Origin of the sequence: Apilactobacillus sp. (assembly GCF_025290035.1) — a bacterium.
Lineage (GTDB): Bacteria > Bacillota > Bacilli > Lactobacillales > Lactobacillaceae > Apilactobacillus.
The window spans coordinates 25,003-36,562 of sequence record NZ_JAMBKT010000009.1 but is presented as its reverse complement, the minus strand read 5'-3'; the positions used below and the strand labels follow the sequence as shown (position 1 = coordinate 36,562).

Genomic DNA, 11,560 nt, shown 5'->3' with positions numbered 1-11,560 from the left:
TCTTCGAAGACTTCTACCAAACTCCATATCCACTTCCACATTCATGGCAATTAGCTCTACCTGACTTTTCTGCCGGTGCGATGGAAAACTGGGGACTAGTTACCTATCGTGAAGCATACCTATTAGTTGATCCTGACAACACTTCATTTGAAGTTAAGCAAAGAGTTGCAACTGTGATTGCTCACGAACTAGCTCACCAATGGTTCGGTGATTTAGTAACCATGAGATGGTGGGATGACCTATGGTTGAACGAAAGTTTTGCCAACATGATGGAATACGTTGCAATCGATGCAATCGAACCTTCATGGAACATTTGGGAAGTATTCCAAACTACTGATGTTCCTGCAGCATTAAAACGTGATGCCGTTGACGGTGTTCAATCAGTCCACGTTCAAGTTAACCACCCAGCTGAAATTGATGCATTATTTGATGGTGCCATCGTTTATGCTAAGGGTGCCAGAATGTTAGTAATGGTTCGTGCTTTAATCGGTGACGATGCATTGCGTGAAGGCCTAAAGAACTACTTCGAAGCTCACAAGTACAATAATGCTAAGGGTAGTGACCTATGGGATGCTTTAGGTAAAGCTTCTAACATTGATTTAGGTAAGATTATGGAATCATGGCTAGAACAACCGGGTTATCCAGTAGTAAGTGCCTTCGTTGAAGATGGTCACTTGAAATTATCACAAACTCAATTCTTTACAGGTGCCGGTAAGGATGAAGGCCGTCGTTGGCAAATTCCTTTAAACGCTAACTACGATCAAGCTCCTGAAATCTTCAGTGAAGAATCAATTGATTTAGGTGATTACGAAGAACTACGTAGTTCAAATGGTAAACCATTCAGAATTAACGTTGGTAACAATTCTCACTTTATCGTTAAATACGATGAAACATTACAAAATGACATCTTATCTGACGTTGATCAATTAGATGCAACTGCAAAGATGCAATTACTACAAGACTTCCGTTTACTATCAGAAGCTAAGCAGGTTTCTTACGCTGAAGTAGTCCCAGTCTTAAAACAATTTGCTGACAGCAAATCAAATGTGGTTAACGATGCTGTTTACACTATCGTTGCTGCATTGAAGAAGTTCGTAGAACCTGGTAGTCAAGATTCAGACAACTTGAAACAATTTGTTCGTCAACTAAGTGATGCTCAATTAAATCGTTTAGGTTTAGTTAGTGTTGATGGTGAAGACAACAATGATAAGTTAAGTCGTCCATACATCTTAGGTGCAGCTTTATACGCTGACAATCCAGACTTCCAAGAAGCAGCACATGCGATTTACTTGGATCACCAAGATAACTTAATCTCACTACCTGCTGATACACGTGTTTACATTCTATCTAATGAAATGAAGAACTATGCTAATGCTGAATCATTCGATGCATTAATCGAAGAATACAAGCAAAGCACAGACCCTAGTTTCAAATCAGATATTTGTGCCGCTGTAACATCATCTAAGGACGCTAAACTAGTTGGTAAACTAGTTGCGAACTTCGAAGATAGTTCAGTTGTTAAGCCACAAGATTTACGTGCATGGTTCGCTGGAGTACTAAGAAACCCAGCTGGCCAACAATTTGCATGGGACTGGATTAGAGATGAATGGCAATGGTTAGAAGATACTGTTGGTGGTGACATGGAATTCGCTACTTTCATTACTGTTATTTCTAACATTTTCCACACTCAAGAACGCTTAGATGAATTCAAAGCTTTCTTTGAACCAAAACTAGACACTCCAGGATTAACTAGAGAAATTAAGATGGATACTAGTGCAATTGAAGGAACAGTTGCATTAGTTGAAGCTCAAAAAGACGCTGTTCGTTCAGCAATTAAATAGTTACAAAAAACCACCTGAATTTCAGGTGGTTTTTTACATTTGATAACATAAACGTAATAATTTGTAACGTTAAACGCCCGTAAATCATAGTAGAATAGTATTTACTAAGATTTTTAATGGGGTGCAAATTGATAATATGATAAAAAAAGTAAGAAATGCAATGATGGTATTAATTGCTGTAGTGACATTGGAATCATCTGTAGCGTCTGTTAGTGCGAGTGCTGATTATAATAGCCAAATGGCAAAATATAATAAACATAGTAGTGCCACTTACGTTATGAATATGGACACTAACCAAGTTTATTACCAGAAGAATGCTGATACTAAACGTGCAGTAGCTTCTACTGCGAAGTTGATGACATTATATCTAGCGGTGCAAAAAGCGCAAAACACTAATGGTTGGAATCAAAAAGTTAAAATCTCCAAGAGTTTAGCTAAGATGAGTCGTAATAAATCATTAGGTAGTTACGTGTTGAAAGCTAACCACAGTTATACAGTTAGAAACTTATATCGAGCAACTTTAATTGCTTCTTCTAATAGTGCTGCGATTGCATTAGGACAATGGGTAGCGGGTACTAACAATAACTTTATTCGTCTAATGAACCAACAAGCACAAGCTTTTGGCATTGGAAATGAAGCCCGTTTTGTATCATCATCAGGTCTAGAAAACTATGACTTATATCCATACTATATCCGCTACGGTGGCCATTACGACTATAACCGTGTCTCTGCTAAATCATTAGCGGTAATTGCTTCACAACTACTAAAATTATATCCAGCGGTGGTTAACGATGCGAAATACTATCGTTACTACCAAAGTGGTCAAACCATGCGAAACACGAATGAATTGTTACAAGGTGGATTAAGATACGTTCCTTCTATCTTTGTTGACGGTTTAAAAACTGGATACACACCACTAGCCGGAAACTGTCTAGTAAGTACTAGTCAACTTCCTGGTAAGAATCGAGTAATTATCGTAACGCTAAACGATCGCTACGAAGCATATGATCAATCTAGAATGTACAAATTAATTTATCAAACATTTCCAGAATTCAAATAATTAACAAAAAAGACCAATCATGAGAAAATTGGTCTTTTTTTGTACCCGAATTGTTATTTTTACGAACTATATATAAATTAAATATAATATTGTTCGTATTTAGTGTTGACGAAAGTAAAATCTGTTGTTATTATAAATTTAACGATTAAGAGGGGAGTTTAGATAAATGGATGTAGCAGTTGTGATGGGATCTATCTCTGATTACCCTAAAATACAGGGTACATTGGACGTTTTGGATGAGCTAAAGATTAGTTATGATAAGCAAGTTATCTCCGCTCATCGCATGCCCAGTGAATTACAAGCATTTGGTCGTTCCTCAAAACACGAACATTACCGTGTAATCATTGCAGCGGCGGGAGGCGCGGCTCATTTACCCGGGATGTTAGCGGCAAATACTACGCTACCGGTAATTGGAATTCCAATTAAGACCAGTACATTGAATGGAATGGATTCATTACTATCAATCGTACAAATGCCTGCTGGAGTTCCAGTAGCAACGGTCGCAATCGGTGATGCCGGGGCTAAAAATGCAGCATTATTAGCAGCACAAATCTTAGCATTGAATGATGCCGAAATTGCGAACAATCTTGAGGATTTCCGTGAAAGACAAAGTAAGGGGGCAATCGAGAGCAATGAGCAACTATAATCAACCAATTTTACCTCCATCCACTATCGGAATCTTAGGCGGTGGCCAACTAGGGCAGATGATGGCATTAGTGGCCAAAGAGATGGGATATAAGGTTGGGGTATTAGACCCAACTGAAGATGCCCCCGCTGCTCAAGTTGCCGATTTTCAAATTATTGCTGATTATGATGATTTGGATGCAATGAAAGAATTAGCGCAAAAATCTGATGTAATAACTTACGAGTTCGAAAATGTTGATCAAGATGCCATGCAACAAGTTGATGACATGACCTACATACCACAACCCATAAGCGAATTAACGATTACTAGTAATCGAATTACAGAAAAGAGATTCTTAAAACAAATTGGTGCACCCGTGACTGAATTTGCTGAAGTTAATAACCAAGCAGACTTAATGAATGCATATAGAACGATTGGCACTCCAGCGATTTTAAAAACGGCTGAAGGCGGATACGATGGTCATGGACAGTTTGATATTAATAACGAATCTGACATGAATTCGGCTGCTAATCAGTTAAATTCAGTTCAATGGATATATGAAAAGAAACAATCTTTTGTAAAAGAAGTTTCTATTATGGTCGGACGAGATATCACCGGTAAAGTGACAGTTTTTCCACTCAGTGAAAATATCCATAAAAATCATATTTTACACACTAGTATTATTCCAGCCAGAACCGATGAATCTGTTCATGTAAATGCGAAAAATATCGCAACTAAAATTGCGCAAGAATTAGATTTAATGGGCGTTTTAGGGATTGAATTTTTCCAAATGGCTGACGGAAAGCTACTAGTAAATGAATTAGCACCAAGACCACATAACTCTGGACACTATTCAATTGAGGCCTGCAGTATTTCGCAATTTAAAGCCCACATATTAAGCATTTGTAATTTAACCCTACCAGAAGTATCACTAATCAATTCCGCCGTCATGGTGAATTTGTTAGGGGATGACCTAACCACTGGTAGACAAGCACTATTCAATCACCCTAATTGGAATTTCCATGATTATGGTAAGGTAGCCATCAAACCACAAAGAAAGATGGGACATATTACAGTTGTGGGTTCAGACATAGATCGATTATTAGACGAAGTAAATTTATTTAAATAAGGAGCATTAAGATGACTACATTAGTTACATCAGGTAAAACTAAAGAACTTTACACCACTGAAAATGATAATGTATTGCGTGCGCATTATACTGACCACACCACAGCAGGGGATGGTTTGCGTAATGAATTAATCGATAATAAAGGTGCAGTAAACAACCAAATTTCTAGTTTGATTTTTGGTTACCTAAACCAAAACGGTGTTGCTACGCACTTTATCGAACAAGTAAGTGAAACATCTCAATTAAATAAAAAAGTTGAAATGATTCCGCTAGAAGTTGTCGTAAGAAACTTTGCTGCTGGTCATTTCCAAAAAAGATTCGGCACTGATTATCTTCAAACATTGAAACAACCAGTTGTCGAATTTTTTTATAAAGACAATGACTTACACGACCCCATCGTAACTAAGTCAGATGCAGTTGGTTTAGATCTACTATCAGCTGAAAAGCTAGAACAATTAGAAGCAGCTGGTTTAAAAGTTAACCAAGTTTTAACTGACCTATTTAACAAGATGAATGTTACCTTAGTTGATTTCAAACTAGAATTCGGTATTAACACGGATGGTGAAATCATTTTAGCTGATGAAATTTCGCCAGACTCATGTCGTCTATTGGATAAAGACACTAACGAATCATTAGATAAGGATGTTTTCAGAAAACAAACTGGTGATATGATGCCAGGTTATCTTGAAATTTTACACCGTCTACAAAAGGCCATTTAGGGAGGATATTTAAAATGTTTGAAGTTCAAATTTATGTTCATCACAAAGACTCAATTTTAGATCCACAAGGTGAAGCAGTCTTAAATGCACTCCACCGCCTAAGCTACTCACAAGTTTCATCAATTACTCAAGGTAAATACTTTGAAGCTAATATTGAAGCCGACTCTAAAGAAGCGGCTAAAGAAGTCGTTGAATCAATTTGTAAAGATTTATTAGTTAACCACAACATGGAAGCTTTTGAATACAAATTAAAGGAAGTGGCGAAATGAAATTTGCAGTAATTAGTTTTCCAGGATCTAACTGTGACATGGATATGTATTACGCCATTCGCGATTCTCTAGGCGAAGACGTTGATTTAGTACCTTCAGACTCCACTAACTTAGATGGTTACGATGGTGTCATGATTCCAGGTGGTTTCTCATATGGCGACTACCTAAGAAGTGGTGCGGTAGCCCGTTTCGCCCCAGTAATGGAATCAGTCAAACAAATGGCAGAAGATGGTAAACCAGTTTTAGGTGTTTGTAACGGATTTCAAATTTTAACTGAAGCGAACCTATTACCAGGATCACTTCAACACAACACTAGTATGGAATTTATTTCTGACTGGTCAAAATTAAGAGTGCAAAATAACGACACCATGTTTAGTGATGGCTATGACGAAAGCGAAGTCATCGATATTCCAATTGCTCACGGGGAAGGTAACTACTACTGTGACGACGAAACGTTAGCCCAATTAAAAGCCAATAACCAAATTGTATTTACCTATGAAGACAACCCTAATGGTAGTTGCGACAACATCGCCGGTGTTGTGAATGAACAAGGTAACGTTTTAGGGATGATGCCACATCCAGAACGTGCGGTCGAAAGTATTCTGGGTGGTACTGATGGATTAAAACTATTTAAGTCACTATTAAACCACGTTAGGAGCTAAAACAATGCAAAAGCCAAAGACAATTACCCCTGAAGACATTAAAGAAGAACGTATTTACGCTCAATGGGGATTAACTGACGATGAATACGCATACATTTGTAACGGAATTTTACATCGTTTACCTAACTATACTGAAACAGGATTGTATTCAGGGATGTGGAGTGAACATTGTTCTTACAAGAATTCCAAACCAGTCCTTCGTAAATTCTGGTCTGATGGATCACGAGTTATCCAAGGACCTGGTGAAGGGGCCGGAGTTTTAGATATTGGTGATGGCCAAGCGGTAGTTTTCAAAGCCGAAAGTCATAATCACCCCAGTTATGTTGAACCATATGAAGGTGCTGCTACTGGTGTCGGTGGCATTATCAGAGACATCTTCTCAATGGGTGCCAAACCAGTGGCTTCACTAGATAGTCTTAGATTCGGTGAATTAACTAATCCTAAAAACCGCTTTCTATTAGATAAAGTTGTTGCCGGAATTGCCGGATACGGTAACTGTATCGGAGTTCCAACAGTCGGTGGTGAAATTAGTTTTGATCCATGCTACGACGGAAATCCATTAGTTAACGTAATGTGTGTTGGTTTAATGGATCAAGTTGATATCGAAGCCGGTCGTGCCTCAGGTGTCGGTAATGCAATTATCTACGTTGGGGCGAAAACTGGTCGTGACGGAATTAACGGGGCTACTTTTGCTTCTAGCCAATTTAGTAGTGAAGAAGAATCAGACCGTTCCGCCGTTCAAGTGGGTGACCCATTCATGGAAAAACTTCTTGTTGATGCATGCTTAGAAGTTACGCACCAGCATAAAGATGCCCTAGTTGGAATCCAAGATATGGGTGCCGCTGGATTAGTATCATCATCTGCTGAAATGGCTGATAAAGCCAACAGTGGAGTTGATTTGAACCTTGATTTAGTTCCACAAAGAGAAATCGGGATGACTCCATACGAAATCATGCTTTCCGAATCACAAGAAAGAATGTTGCTATGTGTGAAGGCCGGTCACGAAAATGAAATTCTAGAAGTATTTGAAAAACATCATTTAGATGCTGTCGTTATCGGTCATGTTAATGGCGATAATCAATATCGTTTATTCCACAACGGCGAAACTGTTTGTGATATTCCAACTTCTAGTTTGGTAAATGATGTTCCTGAATACACCCATGAAGTAATTCAACCGGATCGCTTAAAGAACGTTGCGGAAGCAAACATTCCTCAAATCGATGATTTAAATGACATGGTCAAAACCATTATTGCGAAACCAACCATTGCTTCTAAGGAATCTGTTTACCGTCAATACGATTGCCGGGTGCAGGCTAACACTGTAGTCCAACCCGGTAGTGATTCAGGTGTCATTCGTGTTCGCGGCACTAACAAGTCACTTGCGATGACTACCGATGCCAATGGTCGCTATATTTACCTAAATCCTAAATTAGGTGGTCAAATCGCCGTTGCTGAAGCAGCTAGAAACATCGTCGCTAGTGGTGCGACTCCAATTGGGATTACCGATTGTTTGAACTTTGGAAACCCAGATGATGCTGATAGTTACTATGAAATGGATCAATCAGTGGAAGGAATTTCTAAAGCTTGTGAAAAATTTGATACTCCGGTTATCGCTGGAAATGTCTCTTTATATAATGAAACAGACAACGAAGCAATTTACCCAACCCCTATGATTGGCATGGTGGGATTGATTGAAGACAATCAATTCATTACCAAGTCAGATATCAAAGAATCAGGTGAATTGGTCTATGTGATTGGAGACACTAACAATGATTTCGCTGGTTCAGAAATCCAAAAACACTTAGAAGAAACAATCTATGGCCAAATTCATTTCGATTTAGAAACTGAATACGCTAACCAACAATTAATTTTAAAACTAATTCATGCCCACTTAGTTGAATCAGTTCATGATGTCAGCGAAGGTGGTTTAATCACCGCGTTACTAGAATCACTATTTGGCCAAAACTTAGGATTAAGTGGTCAATTAGATCTAGACTCAGCGCAATTATTCTCAGAAACACAATCAAGATATGTGGTTTCAATTAGTCCTGCTGACCAAGATGCCTTTGAAGAAATGACTGGTCAATCAGCCCACTTAATTGGTCGTACTAATGACAGTCATCAAATTGATTTAGCCTTAAATGACGGCAATTACGTTGATGATGTAGCCACTTTGAAATCAATTTGGAAGGACGGTTTATCATGCCAAATGAAGTTAAAAGCTTAAACGATGAATGTGGTGTCTTTGGTGTTTGGGGCGTTCAAGGTCCAGCCGCTAAAGTAGTCTACAGCGGACTACATGCACTCCAACATCGCGGTCAAGAAGGAGCGGGGATTTTAGCGATTGATGCCAATCAACGCTTAAACCGTTTCCGTGGCCAAGGATTATTAGGAGCGATTTTTGATGATCCGCATTCCTTTGATCGACTACATGGCAATGCAGGACTAGGACACATTAGATATGCGACAGCTGGTAGCCATACCATTAATAACGTTCAACCATTTATGTTTGAAAATACTGAAACTCACTTTGCACTATCACATAATGGAAACTTAACTAACGCAGACACCTTAAGGGAAATGCTATTGAAGACAGGAACTATATTCCAATCAGATTCAGATAGTGAAATTTTTGGTGACTTAATTGAAATCAGTAACAAAGAAAATTTTGTCGACAGAATTAAAGAAGCGGCTAACCAAATGCACGGTGGTTTCGCTTATGTATTACTAAGTCCAACCGCGATGTATGCGGTCTGTGATCCAAATGGATTAAGACCACTAGTTGTTGGTCAACGTGAAGACGGTGCGGTAGTGATTTGTAGTGAAACTTGTGCACTAGATCAAGTTGGCGCTAAATACATTCGAGACGTTCAACCTGGTGAAGTAGTCATCGTTGATGATGATGGAATTAAAATTGATCACTATACTAACGATACTGAGTTAACGATTTGTTCAATGGAATACGTTTACTTTGCCCGTCCTGATTCCGTTATTCATGGCGTTTCAGTTCATGAAGCGCGTAAGAGAATGGGCGCATTAGTCGCAAGAGAAAATCCAGTTGATGCTGACGTGGTTATCGGAGTACCGAACTCATCACTATCTGCTGCGATGGGTTATGCGATTGAAAGCGGGATTCCATATGAAATGGGTTTGATTAAAAACCAATACGTGGCGAGAACATTTATCGAACCAACGCAAGAGCGACGTGAACGTGGAGTTTCAATGAAACTTTCCGTGGTCAAATCAGTTATTGATGGCAAAGACGTGGTTTTAGTTGATGATTCAATCGTGCGTGGAACTACGAGCAAGTTTATCGTCAAAATGTTAAAAGATGCCGGTGCAAAATCAGTACATGTGAGAATTGCCTCTCCTGATTTGAAATACCCATGTTTCTACGGAATCGACATTCAAAAGCCTAGTGAACTAATTGGGGCGAACTACTCAGTTGATGAAATTAGAGACATTATCGGTGCGGATACTTTGGAATACTTAAGTGTTGACGGTTTAATTGAAGCTATCGATTTGAAGTGTGACAACCAATACAGTGGTCTATGTACAGCCTACTTCGATGGTAAATATCCAACTCCTTTGTATGATTACCAAGAAACTTATGACCGAGAAGCAAAGAGATTACATCTTTATGAGGAGGAAAACGTGAATGGCTAATCAATATAAACAAGCGGGTGTCGACGTTGAAAGTGGTGAAAAAGCAGTTACAGCGATTAAAGGAATGGTTGCATCTACATATGATCAGAGCGTCGTTGATGACATCGGTGGATTTGGAGCAATGTATTCTCTTCAATCCCACTTTGCCAAGTACGACAATCCAGTACTAGTTTCTGGTACCGATGGTGTCGGCACTAAGTTGATGCTAGCGATTCAAGCTAATCGTCATGACACGATTGGAGTGGATTTAGTTGCGATGTGTGCTAATGACATTTTGGCACAAGGTGCGAAGCCATTATTTTTCTTAGATTACATTGGTATCGGTAAATTGCTTCCCGAAGAAGTTAAAGAAATTGTTTCCGGAGTTGTGATGGGCTGTAAGCAAGCTGGCTTATCGCTAATTGGTGGTGAAATGGCAGAAATGCCTGGAATCTACAAGACTGGTGACTATGATTTAAGTGGATTTGCGGTTGGAATTGCTGATAAGAAACGCCTTTTAAAAGCTGAAAATGTACGCGAAGGCGACATTTTGATTGGTTTAAAATCTTCTGGAATTCATTCCAACGGCTTTTCATTAGTGCGCAAAATTATTGATGATGCCAAGTTAGACCTAAACAAACAATACGACGGTTTAAAGCAACCATTAATCGATGAATTACTAACACCAACTCATCTTTACTACCACTACATTAAAGGGATTGTTGAATCTGGTGCGTTACACGCGATTGCCAACATCACCGGTGGTGGAATTGCTGATAATTTATCACGAGTAGTTCCAGATGATTTAACTGCTGTCATTTCCAGACACACTTGGGAAGTTCCAACGATTTTCAAAAAATTACAAGAATGGGGCAATCTAGACCAAGCTGACATGGACTTGGTATTTAACCAAGGAATCGGGATGATTCTAGTCGTCCCACAAGAATATGAACAAGCAGTTACTGATTACTTATCCGATGCCGGACAAGAATATTTTGAAATTGGTGAGGTGGTAAAACGTGACAAACAAGCGGTCCAACTTAAATAAAGTTCCAGTTGCAATCTTTGCTTCGGGGAATGGAACTAATTTTGAAGCGATTGCTGAAGCCGACTTACCAATCGATATTAAGTTATTGGTGTGTGATCATCACGATGCATATGTGGTGAAGCGAGCTAAAAAGTTTAACGTTGATGTCTTTATTGCTGAAGTTACCAAGAGTGAAAACCGTATTAAACGCGAAGAAAAAATCTTGCAGGCTCTTCATCAAGCCGGAGTTGAAGTTGTTTTCTTGGCTGGATATATGCGAATTATCGGGGAAACCTTACTGAATGCATATCCACAAAAAATCGTGAACATTCATCCAGCATTATTACCTAGTTTTCCTGGAAAACAAGGTATCTTGGACGCTTATAACGCAGGAGTTAGTGAAACGGGAGTGACCATTCACTTCATTAACGCTGAAATTGACTCTGGTCAAATTATTGCTCAAGAAGTAGTCCCACGTAAAGAAGGTGATACGTTAGATGATTTAGAGAGTCGAATTCACGCAGCTGAACATCAATTGTATCCACGTACAATTTTGAATTTAATTGAAAAGGGAGAAATTTAA

The 11,560-nt window shown here is 38.9% G+C and carries 11 protein-coding genes; all 11 read left to right on the top strand.

Annotation, left to right across the window (positions count from 1 at the left end; genetic code table 11):
* Nucleotides 1-1,841 (top strand): M1 family metallopeptidase (locus M3005_RS03755; protein ID WP_293793808.1); only part of this gene is annotated, 1,841 nt, incomplete at its 5' end.
* A 136-nt stretch (nucleotides 1,842-1,977) separates the two neighbouring features.
* On the top strand, nucleotides 1,978-2,901 hold the full coding sequence (locus M3005_RS03750; protein ID WP_293793806.1) for a D-alanyl-D-alanine carboxypeptidase family protein: 924 nt from the start codon (nucleotides 1,978-1,980) through the stop codon (nucleotides 2,899-2,901).
* Nucleotides 2,902-3,067: 166 nt separating this feature from the next.
* Nucleotides 3,068-3,547 (top strand): 5-(carboxyamino)imidazole ribonucleotide mutase, encoded by a 480-nt coding sequence (gene purE / locus M3005_RS03745; protein WP_293793804.1) that lies wholly within the window; start codon nucleotides 3,068-3,070, stop codon nucleotides 3,545-3,547.
* On the top strand, nucleotides 3,534-4,655 hold the full coding sequence (purK, locus tag M3005_RS03740; RefSeq protein ID WP_293793802.1) for a 5-(carboxyamino)imidazole ribonucleotide synthase: 1,122 nt from the start codon (nucleotides 3,534-3,536) through the stop codon (nucleotides 4,653-4,655). Before purE ends, purK begins: the two co-directional genes overlap by 14 nt.
* Before the next feature lie 11 nt (nucleotides 4,656-4,666).
* The gene (gene purC, locus M3005_RS03735; RefSeq protein WP_293793800.1) at nucleotides 4,667-5,374 is read left to right on the top strand and encodes a phosphoribosylaminoimidazolesuccinocarboxamide synthase; all 708 of its coding nucleotides are present in this window, start codon (nucleotides 4,667-4,669) and stop codon (nucleotides 5,372-5,374) included.
* Nucleotides 5,375-5,388: 14 nt separating this feature from the next.
* Nucleotides 5,389-5,643 (top strand): phosphoribosylformylglycinamidine synthase subunit PurS, encoded by a 255-nt coding sequence (gene purS / locus M3005_RS03730; RefSeq protein WP_293793799.1) that lies wholly within the window; start codon nucleotides 5,389-5,391, stop codon nucleotides 5,641-5,643.
* On the top strand, nucleotides 5,640-6,305 hold the full coding sequence (purQ, locus tag M3005_RS03725; RefSeq protein ID WP_293793797.1) for a phosphoribosylformylglycinamidine synthase subunit PurQ: 666 nt from the start codon (nucleotides 5,640-5,642) through the stop codon (nucleotides 6,303-6,305). The genes purS and purQ overlap by 4 nt, the downstream gene beginning before the upstream one ends.
* Before the next feature lie 4 nt (nucleotides 6,306-6,309).
* Nucleotides 6,310-8,532, top strand: a complete 2,223-nt coding sequence (gene purL, locus M3005_RS03720) for a phosphoribosylformylglycinamidine synthase subunit PurL (RefSeq protein WP_293793795.1) — start codon at nucleotides 6,310-6,312, stop codon at nucleotides 8,530-8,532.
* The gene (purF, locus tag M3005_RS03715) at nucleotides 8,508-9,971 is read left to right on the top strand and encodes an amidophosphoribosyltransferase (RefSeq protein ID WP_293793794.1); all 1,464 of its coding nucleotides are present in this window, start codon (nucleotides 8,508-8,510) and stop codon (nucleotides 9,969-9,971) included. Before purL ends, purF begins: the two co-directional genes overlap by 25 nt.
* Nucleotides 9,964-10,998: a phosphoribosylformylglycinamidine cyclo-ligase gene (gene purM, locus M3005_RS03710; protein ID WP_293793793.1), complete on the top strand. Its 1,035-nt coding sequence runs from the start codon at nucleotides 9,964-9,966 to the stop codon at nucleotides 10,996-10,998. The genes purF and purM overlap by 8 nt, the downstream gene beginning before the upstream one ends.
* Complete coding sequence (purN, locus tag M3005_RS03705) at nucleotides 10,970-11,560, top strand: phosphoribosylglycinamide formyltransferase (protein ID WP_293793792.1); 591 nt, start codon at nucleotides 10,970-10,972, stop codon at nucleotides 11,558-11,560. Before purM ends, purN begins: the two co-directional genes overlap by 29 nt.

Coding starts and splice junctions, on each gene's coding strand:
- purL (WP_293793795.1), top strand. CDS start 6,310: ATGCAAAAGCCAAAGACAATTACCCCTGAAGACATTAAAGAAGAACGT.
- purS (WP_293793799.1), top strand. CDS start 5,389: ATGTTTGAAGTTCAAATTTATGTTCATCACAAAGACTCAATTTTAGAT.
- purQ (WP_293793797.1), top strand. CDS start 5,640: ATGAAATTTGCAGTAATTAGTTTTCCAGGATCTAACTGTGACATGGAT.
- purK (WP_293793802.1), top strand. CDS start 3,534: ATGAGCAACTATAATCAACCAATTTTACCTCCATCCACTATCGGAATC.
- purM (WP_293793793.1), top strand. CDS start 9,964: ATGGCTAATCAATATAAACAAGCGGGTGTCGACGTTGAAAGTGGTGAA.
- purE (WP_293793804.1), top strand. CDS start 3,068: ATGGATGTAGCAGTTGTGATGGGATCTATCTCTGATTACCCTAAAATA.
- purF (WP_293793794.1), top strand. CDS start 8,508: ATGCCAAATGAAGTTAAAAGCTTAAACGATGAATGTGGTGTCTTTGGT.
- M3005_RS03750 (WP_293793806.1), top strand. CDS start 1,978: ATGATAAAAAAAGTAAGAAATGCAATGATGGTATTAATTGCTGTAGTG.
- purC (WP_293793800.1), top strand. CDS start 4,667: ATGACTACATTAGTTACATCAGGTAAAACTAAAGAACTTTACACCACT.